Consider the following 14,850-nt stretch of genomic DNA (forward strand, 5'->3'; position numbering starts at 1 on the left):
TTCTCCGGGCTCAGCTACGGCGGCTAAGGATGGGGCCCTTCAACGAGCCGAATTCGGCAATCACGGTTTCACCGGCGATTGCCCTTTGGCCGACTGCGACGCGCGCCGCCGCTTCTGCCGGCAGGAAGACATCGAGGCGCGAGCCGAAGCGAATGAGGCCGATGCGCTCGCCAGCGTCGACCGGCTCGTTCTCATTGACGAAGCAGAGAATGCGGCGGGCGACGAGGCCGGCAATCTGCACGACGCCGATCTCGCCATGCTTCGTCTCGATGACGAGGCCGTTGCGCTCGTTCTGCTCGCTGGCCTTGTCCAGCTCCGCATTGAGGAAGCTGCCCTGACGATAGGCGATAGTAGTGATGCGGCCGCGCATCGGCGAACGGTTCACATGGCAATCGAAGACGTTCATGAAAATCGAAACGCGCAGCATCGGCTCGTGGCCGAGGTTGAGCTCGGCCGGCGGCGTCACCATCTGCACGCCGGAAACCCTACCATCGGCGGGCGATACGACGAGATCGTCGTCCTGCGGCGTCATGCGCTCGGGATCGCGGAAGAAATAGGCGCACCAGAGCGTAAAGATCAAGCCGATCCAAAAGAGCGGCTTGAAGATCCAGCCGAGAACCAGCGACGCAACAAAGAAACCCGCGACAAAGGGATAGCCTTCCTTATGCACCGGGACGATGACGTTGCGTACACTGTTCAACAAGCTCATCTACGGCCTACTCCGTTAGGGCACCCTCACCGAAAACCGGGGTCCGGTTGTCGGACGAGATCATGCCAGTCAAAAGAATGAAAGCAAGATACGCGGTCTTGCTCTGATTACTAGTTGAGCGTGACTACAGGCAAACTCTGTCATGGGCAATGCTTTCGCACGCTCGCCCCCAGCGCAATCCGCGCGGGGCCAAGATGCCAACGATCCGTAGCGTTGAAAAGCGTTGCCTGTGGAAACTCGACACCGGGCGTCATGAAAGGCCGCCGACGGGAAGCGACGGCCTTTCATGACCTGTGATGACAGGACGGAATTTAGAGGCCGAGAGCGGCGCGCAACTCGGCCTTGGCGCCTTCATATTCGCTCTTGTAGTCGTCATGCGTCATGATGGTTTCGGCGATGACGGTGCCTGCGATGTGGGCGGCTTCGATGTCGGAGGCGTAATGAATGCCGCCGACGACGCGGTTATGGCCGTATTCCCAGGCCCGGGCCATGATGGCGGCGCGCTTCTCCGGCACCATATTCGCGAGCACAATGCCCATCAGCGTGCCGACCGTGGCGTGGCCGGATGGATAGGAGCCGGACTTGGAGAGCGGTACGATCGGCTTTACGAGATCGCTGTAGAGATGCGGACGCGGGCGCTTCCAGACATCCTTCGCCGGATCGACGACGGCGCCTTCGGTCTCGACCACACGATCGAAGAATGCCGAGAACTTCGGCAGATTTTCCTTGGTGAATTTCGGGTTGTCGATGACATCGGAGAAGCGCCAGACGTTCTCTTCCGCATCGGCAACGGCACGAGCCGCCATTTCTGGCGTGCGGGTAACCTGGATTGTCAGGATTTCGCCGAGTTCGGCCTTCATCTGCGCCGAATCATTAGCCGGCGGCGGCGGCAGCAGGTTGAGGAGGTTGATCTCCCTGGCATCCGCAAACGGCTTGGCATCTTCGGCAAAAACCGGCGAAGCGACGCCGACGACGAGCAACAGCGTCAAGGCCTTGGCAAAATTACGCATTTGGGGGCTCCCTTGATGTGAGACCCGTACCTATCAAGCTGTTATCTCAACTACGTGACAAGCGAAGTCCGCAACATCGCTGCGCCGCACTTGCCCACAACGATCGCGCAACGTCGCGGCGACGCCATTCTTCAGCTTGCAGGCGCCAGCCGGTTGACCACGCCGAGATCGTCGCTCTCGCGCACCTGCTTCAGATGTTCTTCCGCCTGAGTAGCCTCGCGCTGGCGGTTCCACATCGACGCATAGAGGCCGTTCTGCTCCAAGAGGGCGGCATGCGTGCCGCGTTCGGCGATTTCGCCGCTTTTCAACACGATGATCTCATCGGCACCAATGACGGTTGAGAGCCGGTGAGCGATGACCAGCGTCGTGCGGTTCTTGGAGACGACGTCCAGTGCTGCCTGAATTTCCCGTTCGGTCGTCGTATCCAGCGCCGAGGTGGCCTCGTCGAGGATCAGCACGGGCGGCGCCTTGAGGATGGTACGGGCAATGGCGACGCGCTGCTTTTCGCCGCCGGACAGTTTCAGGCCGCGCTCGCCGACCTTGGTGTCGAAGCCCTCTGGCAAATGACGGATGAAGTCACTGATCTGAGCGATCTCCGCAGCGGCCGTCACCTCGTTCTCGCTCGCACCCGGTCGACCATAGCGGATATTGTAGGCGATAGTATCGTTGAAGAGCACCGTGTCCTGGGGGACCATGCCGATCACCTTGCGCAGGCTCTTCTGCGTCACCTTGCGCAGATCCTGGCCATCGATGGTGATCGTGCCGCTCTGTACGTCGTAAAAGCGGTAGAGAAGCCGTGACAGGGTCGATTTGCCGGCGCCCGAGGGGCCGACAACCGCGACCGTTTTGCCGGCTGGCACTTCGAAGGAAATACCCTTCAGGATCGGCCGCGCAGACTCATAGGCGAAATGCACATCCTTGAAGGAGATGGCGCCGTGGCCGATGACCAGCTCCTTGGCGTCGGGAGAGTCCGTCACCTCCGGCTTGACTTCGAGCAGATCAAACATCTCCTCGATGTCGGTCAGGCCCTGGCGGATTTCGCGATAGACGAAGCCGATGAAGTTCAACGGCACCGAAAGCTGCAGCAGCATGGAGTTGATGAAGACGAAATCGCCGACCGTTTGATGCCCGTTAAGAACGGCCCAGCCGGAGAATATCAGCATGACCGTGGTACCGAGGCCAAAGATCAAGCCTTGGCCGAAGTTCAGCCAGCCGAGCGATGTCCAAACATCGGTGGCGGCCTTCTCATAGCGCGACATCGACTGGTCGAAGCGTCGGGCCTCCATTTCCTCATTGCCGAAATATTTGACCGTTTCGAAGTTCAGAAGCGAATCGATCGCCTTGGTATTGGCGTCGGTATCGCTCTCGTTCATCGAGCGGCGGATGGAGATGCGCCAGTCGCTCGCGCGGACGGTGAACCAGATGTAGAGCCAGACCGTGATCGCCGTGATGGCAAGATAGGAAAAACCGTAGCCACGCCAGAAGATAACCGCAGTCAGCAGGAATTCGACAAAGGTCGGAACGGTGTTGAGAATGGTGAAGCGGACGATCGTCTCGATGCCCTTGGTGCCGCGTTCGATGATGCGCGACAGGCCGCCGGTCTTGCGCTCGAGATGGAAGCGCAACGACAGCTCGTGCATGTGGACGAAAGTCCGGTAGGCGAGCTGGCGCACGGCATATTGGCCGACGCTGGCAAAGAGCGAGTCGCGCAACTGGTTGAGGCCGAGCTGAATGAGGCGCGTAACATTGGTGGCGACGATCAGTGCGATGGCGCCCACCATGAAGGCCGGCAGGATGCCCTGCATGTCCAGCTTGCCGTTCAGGGCATCGACGGACCATTTGAAGAAATAGGGAACCAGCAGCAGGAAGAATTTCGAGATCAACAGATAGACGGTCGCCCAGACGACCCGCATCTTCAGGTCCATCCGTCCTGCCGGCCACATGTAGGGCCAGAGATTGACGATCGTATTCAATGGATTGCTGGAATCCGCCGATATGGTCTTCTTGCGGTCTGCCATGTCCGTCTCCGGCGAATATCTGAGCCAGCCGGGGCAATGGCGTAGTTGCGCAGCCTGGCTGGAGGGCCCCGTCAGGTAATGAGCGGGGCAATGGGGGTCGGCGGCACGATTATACTATTTTTATGTCGGGTAAAAGCAGCGGCCAGGCGTTGATTGCGCCTGGCCATATTGCATCGGTCTTATTGTGAGGGGCTATGCCCTATAGATGCCCACCTGAAAGCCGCTTGCGGTGCAGCTCTTCAGAATTGGGCAGCGCATCCTTCGGCAGGCCGAAGACCTGGCCGGGCAGGATACGGTCCGGATTGTTGATCTTGTCCTCATTGGCGAGATAGATCGTTGTATAGCGCACGCCAGCGCCGTAGGTGCGACGGGAAATCTGCCAGAGCGTATCGCCGCGGCGGATGATGACGGCATTGGTATCCTGCGAGAGCGGTGCTTGCTGGAGGGTCTTGGGGCCGCCGCCGTTGGAGGAGGTTTCGACGCTCGTCGGCGCAGGGGCTGCATTCTCGGGCTTGGTAACGGCGGCCATCATCTCTCCGAGCTTGGGCAGGGCATCGCCGACCGACTTCGGATCCTTCGGTAGAGCCTGCAGCACGGTCAGCGCCCGGCCAGCCGCGTTTGCGGCATCGGTGGCGGCCTGTTTCAGCGTCGCACTGGCATCGATCGCCGGACGGAATTCCGAAAGCGACTTCAGCGCAATTTCCGTGCCCGAGCGGGCAGCGGCGAGCTGTTCCGCATTCGGCTGCTTACCATCCGCAAAAAGGTCCTTCAGCAGGATGAAAGCCTTGCCGGCGTCCCCCCTCAGCTTGCCAAGCTCACCTTCGTCGAGTGGCACCATGGTGGTGGCGGCAGCATTGCCGTTGCTGCCGGAAGCCGCCGGTGTTTGCGCCGCGACCGTCACCTGGTTGCCCTCGGGGCGAGTGAAATTGACGCTGGTGCGCACCGTGACCTTGCCGGAGCCGTCGAGGACGTCGACACGGATCTTGTGGTCGCCGACCGTCAGCGGCATCGTGCCGTCGACGACGAAATGCCCGTCGGCTCCTGCCACGATCTCGCCGATCAGCTTGTCGTCGGCATAGGCGCGAACCTTGGCGTTCGGCTTCGTCGTGCCAGCAACGAAGATATGGTTGTTTTCGATCTCGACTGCATTGACCATAACTTCAGGTGCGCTAGCGGTCGTCGCTGCAGGCGCGGTTGCCGAGTCGCCGTTGCCGGTGGCGGAGGCAGCGGCGGTGTTGTCCTGTGGCTTGGTGCCGGTACTGTCATTGGCGGTCGCCCCGCCTGCACCATTCGCGGCTGTATCGGCTGCCGACGCTTGCTGGTCGGTTGCGACGCGCCCTTGCTTGGCTGACGGCGCGGTGATGATGCGGCTTGCCGTGCCGGGTTTGGAAACCATGGCGAGAAGCTGGCTCTTATCGTCCTTCGGAACCGATACGGTAGCAACTTCCTCTGAAGTGACGGCCTTGCCGTCCTTGCCCGTTGCGCGCAGCACCAGTTCATGATCGCCGGGCGGCAGCGGGTTGTCGAGCACGGCGGCGAAATCGCCGCTCGGCCCGACCTCGGTCGTCGTCACCACCTTGTCGCCGTCGACGATTTCCAGCTTGGAATTGGGCTCGGCCGAGCCCGCGATGACGGTGGAACCATCCGGCTCGACGCGCAGCACGTCGAAGGACGGGGTTACCGGTCCCGCCGCTTGCGTTTGCGGCGCGGCCTCGCCAGTGAGTGCTGCCCGCGCCTTGTCGATCGCGGCGGCGGCATCGGCGATGTTCTCTGGAAGAGACTGGATGATGGCAAGTGCCTTGCCGGCGCCGTCATGTGCCTTGTTGACCAGGGCGGTCGTCGTGGCATCCGTCCCTTGGGGAGCGGTAAAATCGACGATCGCCTGCAGCCCAGTGACCGTCTTCGTCTTGGCTGTGGTGAAGACGTCCTCGGTCGGCCCCTTGCCGTCCTTGAAGAGCACTTTGAGATCGGCAAGAGAGGTGACGGCCGTGCCGCTGAGATCGGTGAGCTTCTTGGTGACATCGGCGGCGTTAATTGCGGTCGTGGCGGCACCCTGCGTTGCTTCACCGGCCTTTTTCACGGCGTCGCCTGTTTTTTGGCCATTTTCCGTGATGGTGTTCTTCACCGCGTCGCTCGCCTGATTGATGGCGTCACCGATTGACTTCTTATCGCCGTTGATGCGCGGCATCACAAAGAAGACCATCAGGACGGTCGCAACTACCAGTACCAACAGAGCCAGCAAGCCGGCACGGTTCTTCATCATCATTTCTCTCCAAGCGGCGGAGTCATCTCCACTCTTGAAATTGCTAACGATTTCGCCTGCTTTTACAAGCTTTCTCAGTCATTTCAGCGTGCTCTGGCACAAGTTTTCTTTTGAAAATTCTTGACTGAGCACTTGCAGCATAGTTGTTTGCATTCATGACTGACGATTCTGTGCCAATTCGATCCATCTGCGTCTATTGCGGCTCCAGGCCGGGTCGCGATCCTTCCCACATGGCTGCGGGCCGCGAGCTGGGCAAGAGCATCGCCGAGAGCGGGTTGCGCCTAGTCTATGGCGGCGGCACGAAAGGCATCATGGGCGCTGTCGCGAGCGGCGTCCTGTCGCATGGGGGTCAGGTCACCGGCATCATTCCGGAGTTCCTCGTCGATATGGAAGCGACGCGCCATTCGCTCGGTCAATTGGACGAACTGATCATAACCCCGGACATGCATACGCGCAAACACACCATGTTCGAGCGCGCCGACGCTTTCGTAGCGCTGCCGGGCGGCATCGGTACGCTGGAGGAGATCGTCGAGATCATGACCTGGGGCCAGCTCGGCCGCCATGAAAAGCCGATGGTCTTCGCCAATATCAACGGTTTCTGGGACCCGATGATGGAGCTGATCCGCCATATGACGGAGGAGGGCTTCGTCCACACCGCTCATCGTGTGCAGCCGCTGGTCATCGACAAGGTCGCCGACATCATTCCCGCAATTCGCAAGCATGCGGCCGAGGCGCATGGCGACCGCGGTGGCGAAGAGGCCGTTATCTCGAAGCTGTAATTTTGGATCCACCTGACAGCTTGTCGGATTGTGGCAATAGGATATTGTGCGGCTCAGTCTTGATTGGACATGGGCGAGTAAATATGTGGTCGGTTTTCAAGGCATTATTGTCGGGTATTAAACCATTCAACGTGATGGCTGGCGATGTCATCTTTGCGACGGCATGGGAAAGCGGAACATCCCGATTTTCGTTTTTCGAATGGCGCGTCAAAGAATTACTCGACAAGTCCGATGTCCTAATAGGCGTCAAGATGCGCCCTGATAGCTACGCAGGTCCTGAAGGTGACGTCAAAAACTATATCAACTTCGATATTGAGACGGCCATCAGGATCCGCGACAGCTTGAACGAATGCATCGAATTCGCGCGGCAGTATCGCGAAATAGGCGGGAAAGCCTCTTACGCTCCGACTCCGAATGTTGGCGAAACTGCTTAATGCATGGTTGACGTGTGGCTCAGCAGCCACGCTGAGTCTCAGCGCCCCCGGCTCTGACGCAGCATAGACCAGCTATAAAGCGCCAGCCCCGCCCAAATCAGCGAGAAGGCGATCAATTGGGTCGTGCCGAAAGGCTCCTTGAACAGGAAGACGGCGATCAGGAAGACCATGGTCGGCACGATATACTGCATGATGCCTATGGTGGAGAGCTTCAGCAGTTTCGCTCCATTGGCAAAGATCATCAGCGGCAGGGCGGTCACAAACCCGCAACCGAGCAGAAGCGCCATATCCGTGACGCCCGTGCGATAAAGATGGCCTTCGCCGCGCGCCTCCAGATAGATGATGTAAAGCAGCGCGGGGATGCAGAGCAGCAACACCTCGATAAAGAAACCTTGATTCGGCCCGACCGGCAGCGTCTTGCGGAAAAAGGCGTAGAAGCCCCAGGAGAAGGTCAGCGACAACGCCACCCAGGGCAGGGTGCCGGCTTGGACAGTCAGGATGACGACCGCTGCGGCCGCCAGGCCGATCGCAACGATCTGTGCCGGCGCAAGCCTCTCCTTCAGCAGCAAGGCGCCAAGCGCGATGCTGAACAGCGGATTGACGAAATAGCCGAGGGCTGCATCGAGCGAATGTCCTGCGCCGATGGCCCAGACATAGGTGCCCCAGTTGATGGTAATCAACACCGCCGTCAGCGACGCCATGGCGAGCGTGCGCGGGTTCGTCAGCGCCGCCTTCACATCGCCCGTGCGGCCGAGCGCCAGAAGCACGGCGCCGGCGACCGGAACGGACCATAGGATGCGGTGGGCAATGACCTCTGTCGCCGGAATATGTGCCAAGGCCTTCATGTAGAGCGGCAGGACGCCCCAGATCAGATAGGCCGTCAGCACGAAACCGAACCCGCGTGGGCTTTCCTCGTTCTTGATATCAGGTGCGACCGTATCGGTAGCCATTGGTATTTCCCGCCGTAATATTTTCTTTTACGACGGGCTTACTCCAATGCGCCTTGTGGGGCCAATTCATTTCCTTGACGGCATCGTCAAGGTTTTTGATAGGCGGCGGATCACTCCGCCGCGATCTTGCCCGCCATGTGCCGGTTTTTCATCAGCTTGTAGATGACGGAATCCATCAGCGCCTGGAAAGAGGCGTCGATGATGTTTTCCGAAACCCCGACCGTCCACCAGCGCACGCCGCTGCTGTCGGTGGATTCGATCAGGACCCGGGTTATGGCCTCCGTGCCGCCGTTGAGGATGCGCACTTTGAAGTCAGCGAGCACCAGATCGTCGATCTCATGCTGGTATTTGCCGAAGTCCTTGCGCAGTGCCAGGTCGAGCGCGTTGACCGGGCCATCGCCTTCGGCAACCGACATGATAGTCTGGCCGTCGATGATCATCTTGACCACCGCTTCCGAGACGATCTTTACCCGGCCGTGAGAATCGAACCGGCGCTCGACCATCACGCGGAAACCGTCGATCGCAAAGAATTCCGGAATGGTACCAAGGGTGCGGCGCGCCAGAAGCTCGAAGCTGGCATCGGCGCCCTCGTAAGCGTAACCGGACGCTTCGCGCTCCTTGACGATCTGGATCAGCCGATCGAGCTTCGGGTCGTCCTTGCCGACCTCGATGCCGCGCCGCTTCAGCGCGTTGATGAAGTTCGACTTGCCGCCCTGGTCTGATACCATGACCTTACGGAAATTGCCGACGCTTTCCGGCGGCACATGCTCGTAGGTGCGCGGGTCCTTCAGCAATGCAGACGCATGGATACCGGCCTTGGTCGCGAAGGCCGAGGCGCCGACATAGGGCGCCTGATGATCGGGCGAGCGATTCAGCAGCTCGTCGAAAGCATGCGACAGGCCGGTCAGGCCCAAGAGCCGTTCGCCGTCGATCGCCGTTTCGAAGCGCTCGCTATAGGCCCTTTTCAGCGCCAGCGTCGGGATCAGCGTGATTAGGTTGGCATTGCCGCAGCGTTCGCCGACGCCGTTCAACGTGCCCTGGATCTGCCGCACCCCGGCTTCGACGGCAGCGAGCGAATTGGCGACCGCCTGGCCCGTGTCGTTATGGGCATGGATGCCAAGACAGTCGCCGGGGACGCCCTCGGCGATCACGGCTTCAACGATGGCGCGGACTTCCGGCGGCTGCGTGCCGCCATTGGTGTCGCATAGCACGACCCAACGCGCGCCGGCTTCATAGGCCGTCTTGGCGCAGGCGAGCGCATAGGTCGGATTGGCCTTGTAGCCGTCGAAGAAATGCTCGCAGTCAACAAGCGCTTCTTTGCCGGCTCCGATGGCCGCTTTGACGCTTTCGGCGATGCATTCGAGATTTTCCTCATTGGTGCAGCCGAGAGCGACCTTGACGTGATAGTCCCAGCTCTTGGCGACGAAACAGATAGCATCGGACTTTGCCTGCAGGAGGCTGGCAAGACCGGGATCGTTGGAGGCGGAAACGCCGGCGCGCTTGGTCATGCCGAAGGCGACGAAGGAGGCAGTCTGCGTCCGCTTTTCATTGAAGAAGGCGGTGTCGGTCGGATTGGCGCCGGGATAGCCACCCTCGACATAATCGAGGCCGAATTCGTCCAGCATGTTGGCGATGGAAATCTTGTCCTCGACCGAAAAGTCGATGCCGGGCGTCTGCTGCCCGTCGCGCAAGGTCGTGTCGAAGAGATAGATTTTTTCGCGTGTCATTCGGTTTCCTCCGGCGAACCGGTTTCCTCTTATCTAGTCGCTTCCTCTCCCGCCTCGGCCTAGCGAAGCGGGGAAGGGTTCAAATTTTCCCTGCGAACTTATCCGTCGCGCGGATGAGCTGATCGAGAATGCCCGGTTCGGAAAAAGCGTGGCCGGCCCCTTCGATCAGATGGAATTCCGCCTTTGGCCATGCCTTGTGCAAAGCCCAGGCGTATTTCGCCGGGCAGGGCATGTCGTAGCGGCCGTGGACGATGACCCCGGGAATGTCCTTCAGTCTGTGGGCATCGCGCAGGAGCTGGCCTTCCTCCATCCAGCCGGCATTGACGAAGAAGTGGTTTTCGATGCGCGCGAAGGCATGCGCATATTCGGCTTCCTCGAACTTTCCGCTGGTCGAAGGATCCGGCAACAGGGTAATCGTCTCACCCTCCCAGATCGCCCAGGCCTTGGCGGCCTTCAGGCGCATGGCCTTGTCCTCGTGGGTCAGCCGGCGGTGATAGGCAAGCATCATCTCGTGACGCTCTTCCAGTGGGATCGGCGCGATGAAGCGCTCCCACTTGTCCGGGAACATTTCCGAGACGCCGAATTGATAATACCAGTCAAGCTCGGCCCTGGTCAGCGTGTAGATGCCGCGCACGACCAGTTCGGAAACCCGTTCGGGATGCTTTTCCGCATAGGCAAGCGCCAGCGTCGAGCCCCAGGAGCCGCCGAATACCAGCCACTTGTCCACACCGGCCATTTCGCGCAAGCGCTCGATATCGGCGACCAGATGCCAGGTCGTATTGGCGTTCAGCCCCGCGTGCGGCGTCGACTTGCCGCAGCCGCGCTGATCGAACAGCGTGACGTCATAAAGCGCCGGATCGAATTGGCGGCGATGCGTCGGCGAGATGCCGCCGCCCGGGCCGCCATGCAGGAAAACGGCAGGCTTGGCCCCAGGCGTGCCGACGCGCTCCCAATAGACGACATGGCCGTCACCGACATCGAGATGGCCGGAGGCGTAGGGCTCGATTTCCGGATAAAGCGTACGCGGTATTTCCGTCATATTTTCAATCCCTCGGCGGGCCAGACGTCGGTATCGTGATCAGGGTGCTGGAAGGAGATGATCTGCTCCTGCCGTGCGTAAAAATCCGGATCCTGATGGACCGGCTGCTCAAATATGGTGTCGACCCAGGGCAGGCGCGAGGCGTAGTTCACCTGGATCTGCGGCGCCAAATCGTCGCGCTCGTCGAAGGCGCCGATGGCGATCTCCAGCCCGCCGGGATGGCGGTAGGTCAGCGGCGTGCCGCAATTCTTGCAGAAGCCGCGGTCGATGTTGACGGAAGACTGGAAATAGGTGGGCTCGCCCCGCGTCCATTCGAGGCCATCATCCGGCGCCGTGACCAGGGCGGAGAAGAAGTTGCCGAACTGCTTCTGACACATGCGGCAATGGCAGATCGAGGGGCGGCCGAGCTCACCGTGGATGCGAAACCGCACGGCACCGCATTGGCATCCTCCGCTTCTGATGGTTTCAGTCATGGCTCTTCTCCTGTGGCCAGGTTTGGGTATCGTGATCGGGGTGCTGGTGGTTGGATGACCGGATCGCCAGATCACGATCCGAACCATCGCCATCCGGTTCCACTGGCAGCGCATCGAGCGCATGGAACCATGGCATTTTTCCCGCAAGATTCGATTGGGCGACCGGCTGCACCGCCATCGGCTCGTCGAGGGAACCGAGCGTTAGATTGATGAAATCCGTACCCGGAATGTCGTAGAACAACGGCGTACCGCAGGCGCTGCAAAAGCCGCGGCGTACGAGATCGGACGAATGAAACCACGAGGGCTCGCCGCGCGTCAGCTCGAAATCGGAGCGTTGGGCGCTGCCGAGCGGCAGAGCGTAATTGCCCGAAGCCTTTTGGCACATGCGGCAATGGCAGAGATGGGGATAGCCGATCGCGCCGGCCGCGCGATACCGGACCGCGCCGCACTGGCAACCGCCGCTATATCTCATCGCCATCGTCATTTGCCTGTTTCCGGTGGCCATGTTGCCGTGTCGTGGTCCGGATGCTGGTAAGACACGATCTCCAACACGAAGGGTGCCTGCTCCGCATCCTCTTCCGTCCGATGCCCCGGCAGCAGATGCAGCCTGTCGACGAAGTCTATCTTGCCTTCCACGCCGAACTGCACCACCGGCGGCAATAGCGACGGATCATCGAATGCGCCAGCCGCGACCGCCACGCCATCGGGCGCCTCATAGGTCAACGGCGTACCGCAATCACCGCAAAAGCCACGCTCGACGAAATTCGACGACCGGAACTTTTTGCGCTCCCCCCGCGTCCAGACGAGCTCGGCGCCGCGGGCAGAGACGAGCGGCGCATAATAGGCACCAAAGGCTTTCTGGCACATACGGCAATGACAGATCGACGCATCCTTGAGCTCGCCTCGTATACGGAAGCGAACCGCGCCGCATTGACAGCCGCCGGTGAAGGTTTCAGTCATCTCTTCACCTCCCAGGTCGTCTTACGCTCACCAGTCGCTGGGTCCTTGCCGTCCTTCAACTGAATGCCTTCAGCCAAAAGCACCTCGCGGATCTTGTCAGCTTCGGCAAAGTTCTTCGCCTTTAGCAATTCCAGCCGCTCCCGCACGCGCCTGTTGATTTCCGCAACAACGGCGTCGTCCATCTCCACCTTCTCGGGCAACAGGCCGAGAAGTGCCGCGCTTGCGGCGAAGGTGGGCAGGACGCTCGCATCGGCATTGGCGGCTTGCGCCAGAGCATGCAGCGCCTGGATGGCGGCAACGGTGTTGAGGTCGTCGGCCAGGGCCGCCACGATGGCAGCATCCGGCGCGGCATCGCCGACATCCGCCGCCGGCCATTTCGCCAGAAGCCGTTCAGCCTCTTCCAGCCGCTTCACGGAAAAGTCGATCGGCTCGCGGTAGTGTGTCATCAGCATGGCAAGCCGAAGCACCGCGCCTGGCCATACCCGCCCGCCGAGTTTTTCGGTGTGCAGCAGTTCGTAGATGGTGACGAAATTGCCCTCGGATTTCGACATCTTGCGGCCTTCGACCTGCAGGAAGCCGTTATGCATCCAGACATTTGCCATCACCTCGGTACCATGGGCGCAACGCGATTGGGCGATCTCGTTTTCATGGTGCGGGAAGATCAGGTCCAGTCCGCCGCCATGAATGTCAAAGACGTCGCCGAGATAGCGCCCGCTCATGGCGGAGCATTCGATATGCCAGCCAGGACGGCCGCGGCCCCAGGGGCTTTCCCAGCCGGGCTCGCTCTCGTCCGAGAGCTTCCAGAGCACGAAGTCACCCGGGCTTTTCTTATGCGCGTCGACAGCAACGCGAGCGCCGGCCTGCTGCTCCTCGAGATTGCGTTTTGAGAGCTGGCCGTAATCCGCCATGGATTTGGTGTCGAACAGCACTTCTCCAGCCGCCTGATAGGCATGGCCTTTGGCGATCAGCTTCTCGATGATCTCGATCATCTGCGCGATGTTTTCCGTCGCCCGCGGTTGCATCGTCGGCTCAAGGCAGCCGAGCGCAATTGCGTCCTGGCGGTACTGCGTCTCGGTCTTTTCGGTGACCAGGCGGATCGCGTCGTTCAGCGGCAGTCCAGGATGGTCACGCAGTGCCCGCGCGTTGATCTTGTCGTCGACGTCGGTGATGTTGCGCGCATAGGTGACATGATTTTCGCCATAGACCTCCCGCAACAGTCGGAAGAGCACGTCGAAGACGATCGCAGGCCGGGCATTGCCGATATGGGCGAAGTCATAAACCGTCGGGCCGCAGACATACAGGCGGACGTTCTCGCGGTCGATCGGCTGGAAGTCGACCTTTTCGCGCGTCAGCGTGTTGTAAAATTTAAGGTGCGGCTCGGTGCCCATTTCACTCTCCCAAAGGCATAAATCCGAAAAATATCGTCACCGGCAGGCCGGACGTTTATCATCTTGAATTTTGGGAGACGAAAACGGCCAGGCCAGCGAAACGCTAGCGAATAATCTTCCGGCAGATAATGCAGATAACCGTTTTCATGGGCGGCTTTATCGCGCGAGTAGGGGATTTGGTCAAGGGGGGATGTCGCCTTCTCCGCGTGGGCAGAAGGTGGCTCGAAGGGGCGGATGAGGAGGGCGCGAGGAGCAAAGAAAAGCGGCAAGCGAAAGGTTCCCGGCGGTGTATCACGCCTTCAACCCGCGCTGCGCGCGACCTTCTCCCCCGGCGGGCCGAAGATCGTATTATTCCGGCATCCGGTAGTCGACGAGCTTGTTTTCGCGCACGACAAAGAGTTTGCCGGTTTCGGTGACATCCGGACCCGCGAGCGGCAGGATGGCTTGCGCGACGTCGCGCGGATGCGGCAGCGTGTCCGGATCTTCGCCGGGCATTGCCTGGGCGCGCATCGCGGTGCGGGTGGCGCCGGGATCGACGCTGGTGATCCGTAGCGCCGTGCTTTGGGTTTCTCCGGCCCAGGTACGGGCAAGTGCCTCGACAGCCGCCTTGGATGCCGAGTAGGGACCCCAGAAGGGCCGGCAGCGATGGGCTGCGGCCGATGAGAGGATGATGGCGCGGCCCGCGTCGGCGCGCATCAGCAGCGGTTCGACCGAGCGGATCAGCCGCCAGGTCGCGGTGACGTTGATGGTCATCACCTTTTCGAACACCTTCGCCTCGACGTGGCCGATCGGCGAGATGACGCCGAGTACGCCGGCATTGGCGACGAGGATATCGAGCTTGCCCCAGCGCTCGAAGATGGAGCCGCCGAGCGCATCGATCGCGTTCATGTCGGCAAGATCGAAGGGCACCAGCGTTGCCGAACCGCCGGCAGCCTTGATGGCGTCGTCCAGCTCCTCAAGTCCGCCGACCGTGCGGGCGCAGGCGATCACATGCGCGCCGGCCTTGGCCAGCTCCAGCGCGGTGAAATAACCAATACCGCGTGACGCGCCGGTCACCAGGGCGATTTTGTCCTTGAGGTCTATGCTCATGCTGTCTTGGT

14 protein-coding genes are annotated in these 14,850 nt (G+C 60.7%); 2 read left to right on the top strand and 12 right to left on the bottom strand.

Going from position 1 to position 14,850, the window contains the following annotated elements:
* Positions 1 to 10: 10 nt before the first annotated feature.
* The 4 genes from PH547_RS09335 to PH547_RS09350 form a co-directional block, all read right to left on the bottom strand.
* Positions 11 to 709, bottom strand: a complete 699-nt coding sequence (locus tag PH547_RS09335; protein WP_104822530.1) for a phosphatidylserine decarboxylase — start codon at positions 707 to 709, stop codon at positions 11 to 13.
* Positions 710 to 1,020: 311 nt separating this feature from the next.
* A complete protein-coding gene (locus tag PH547_RS09340) occupies positions 1,021 to 1,719 on the bottom strand; it encodes an acid phosphatase (protein WP_104822531.1) in 699 nt (232 codons plus the stop codon).
* Between the two features lie 131 nt (positions 1,720 to 1,850).
* Positions 1,851 to 3,737 (bottom strand): ABCB family ABC transporter ATP-binding protein/permease, encoded by a 1,887-nt coding sequence (locus tag PH547_RS09345; RefSeq protein WP_104822532.1) that lies wholly within the window; start codon positions 3,735 to 3,737, stop codon positions 1,851 to 1,853.
* Positions 3,738 to 3,936: 199 nt separating this feature from the next.
* Positions 3,937 to 6,000, bottom strand: coding sequence for a LysM peptidoglycan-binding domain-containing protein (locus PH547_RS09350; protein ID WP_104822533.1), 2,064 nt, complete (start codon positions 5,998 to 6,000; stop codon positions 3,937 to 3,939).
* A gap of 155 nt (positions 6,001 to 6,155) precedes the next feature.
* Between PH547_RS09350 and PH547_RS09355 the strand changes: the two genes are divergently transcribed.
* Entirely contained in the window at positions 6,156 to 6,779 is a 624-nt protein-coding gene (locus PH547_RS09355) for an LOG family protein (RefSeq protein WP_104825040.1), read from the top strand.
* An 83-nt stretch (positions 6,780 to 6,862) separates the two neighbouring features.
* Entirely contained in the window at positions 6,863 to 7,213 is a 351-nt protein-coding gene (locus PH547_RS09360) for a hypothetical protein (RefSeq protein ID WP_104822534.1), read from the top strand.
* A 38-nt stretch (positions 7,214 to 7,251) separates the two neighbouring features.
* Here the strand turns inward: PH547_RS09360 and rarD are convergent, their stop codons facing one another.
* The 8 genes from rarD to PH547_RS09400 form a co-directional block, all read right to left on the bottom strand.
* The gene (rarD, locus tag PH547_RS09365) at positions 7,252 to 8,163 is read right to left on the bottom strand and encodes an EamA family transporter RarD (protein ID WP_260303588.1); all 912 of its coding nucleotides are present in this window, start codon (positions 8,161 to 8,163) and stop codon (positions 7,252 to 7,254) included.
* 110 nt (positions 8,164 to 8,273) lie between these two features.
* Positions 8,274 to 9,890: a citramalate synthase gene (gene cimA, locus PH547_RS09370; RefSeq protein ID WP_104822536.1), complete on the bottom strand. Its 1,617-nt coding sequence runs from the start codon at positions 9,888 to 9,890 to the stop codon at positions 8,274 to 8,276.
* A gap of 79 nt (positions 9,891 to 9,969) precedes the next feature.
* A complete protein-coding gene (gene pip / locus PH547_RS09375; RefSeq protein ID WP_104822537.1) occupies positions 9,970 to 10,929 on the bottom strand; it encodes a prolyl aminopeptidase in 960 nt (319 codons plus the stop codon).
* On the bottom strand, positions 10,926 to 11,402 hold the full coding sequence (locus PH547_RS09380; RefSeq protein WP_104822538.1) for a GFA family protein: 477 nt from the start codon (positions 11,400 to 11,402) through the stop codon (positions 10,926 to 10,928). The genes pip and PH547_RS09380 overlap by 4 nt, the downstream gene beginning before the upstream one ends.
* Positions 11,395 to 11,886 carry a GFA family protein gene (locus PH547_RS09385; RefSeq protein WP_104822539.1) on the bottom strand — a complete coding sequence of 164 codons (492 nt, stop codon included), beginning with the start codon at positions 11,884 to 11,886 and terminating at the stop codon, positions 11,395 to 11,397. Before PH547_RS09385 ends, PH547_RS09380 begins: the two co-directional genes overlap by 8 nt.
* Complete coding sequence (locus tag PH547_RS09390) at positions 11,883 to 12,362, bottom strand: GFA family protein (RefSeq protein ID WP_104822540.1); 480 nt, start codon at positions 12,360 to 12,362, stop codon at positions 11,883 to 11,885. The genes PH547_RS09385 and PH547_RS09390 overlap by 4 nt, the downstream gene beginning before the upstream one ends.
* Positions 12,359 to 13,750, bottom strand: a complete 1,392-nt coding sequence (gene cysS, locus PH547_RS09395; RefSeq protein ID WP_104822541.1) for a cysteine--tRNA ligase — start codon at positions 13,748 to 13,750, stop codon at positions 12,359 to 12,361. The genes PH547_RS09390 and cysS overlap by 4 nt, the downstream gene beginning before the upstream one ends.
* A gap of 348 nt (positions 13,751 to 14,098) precedes the next feature.
* Positions 14,099 to 14,839 carry an SDR family NAD(P)-dependent oxidoreductase gene (locus PH547_RS09400; RefSeq protein WP_104822542.1) on the bottom strand — a complete coding sequence of 247 codons (741 nt, stop codon included), beginning with the start codon at positions 14,837 to 14,839 and terminating at the stop codon, positions 14,099 to 14,101.
* Positions 14,840 to 14,850 lie beyond the last annotated feature (11 nt).

Source organism: Rhizobium cerradonense (assembly GCF_030182455.1).
Classification (GTDB): Bacteria; Pseudomonadota; Alphaproteobacteria; order Rhizobiales; family Rhizobiaceae; genus Rhizobium.

Excerpts from the sequence above, each read along its gene's own strand:
- PH547_RS09335 (WP_104822530.1), bottom strand. The coding sequence starts at position 709 with ATGAGCTTGTTGAACAGTGTACGCAACGTCATCGTCCCGGTGCATAAG.
- PH547_RS09340 (WP_104822531.1), bottom strand. The coding sequence starts at position 1,719 with ATGCGTAATTTTGCCAAGGCCTTGACGCTGTTGCTCGTCGTCGGCGTC.
- PH547_RS09345 (WP_104822532.1), bottom strand. The coding sequence starts at position 3,737 with ATGGCAGACCGCAAGAAGACCATATCGGCGGATTCCAGCAATCCATTG.
- PH547_RS09350 (WP_104822533.1), bottom strand. The coding sequence starts at position 6,000 with ATGATGAAGAACCGTGCCGGCTTGCTGGCTCTGTTGGTACTGGTAGTT.
- PH547_RS09355 (WP_104825040.1), top strand. The coding sequence starts at position 6,156 with ATGACTGACGATTCTGTGCCAATTCGATCCATCTGCGTCTATTGCGGC.
- PH547_RS09360 (WP_104822534.1), top strand. The coding sequence starts at position 6,863 with ATGTGGTCGGTTTTCAAGGCATTATTGTCGGGTATTAAACCATTCAAC.
- rarD (WP_260303588.1), bottom strand. The coding sequence starts at position 8,163 with ATGGCTACCGATACGGTCGCACCTGATATCAAGAACGAGGAAAGCCCA.
- cimA (WP_104822536.1), bottom strand. The coding sequence starts at position 9,890 with ATGACACGCGAAAAAATCTATCTCTTCGACACGACCTTGCGCGACGGG.
- pip (WP_104822537.1), bottom strand. The coding sequence starts at position 10,929 with ATGACGGAAATACCGCGTACGCTTTATCCGGAAATCGAGCCCTACGCC.
- PH547_RS09380 (WP_104822538.1), bottom strand. The coding sequence starts at position 11,402 with ATGACTGAAACCATCAGAAGCGGAGGATGCCAATGCGGTGCCGTGCGG.
- PH547_RS09385 (WP_104822539.1), bottom strand. The coding sequence starts at position 11,886 with ATGACGATGGCGATGAGATATAGCGGCGGTTGCCAGTGCGGCGCGGTC.
- PH547_RS09390 (WP_104822540.1), bottom strand. The coding sequence starts at position 12,362 with ATGACTGAAACCTTCACCGGCGGCTGTCAATGCGGCGCGGTTCGCTTC.
- cysS (WP_104822541.1), bottom strand. The coding sequence starts at position 13,750 with ATGGGCACCGAGCCGCACCTTAAATTTTACAACACGCTGACGCGCGAA.
- PH547_RS09400 (WP_104822542.1), bottom strand. The coding sequence starts at position 14,839 with ATGAGCATAGACCTCAAGGACAAAATCGCCCTGGTGACCGGCGCGTCA.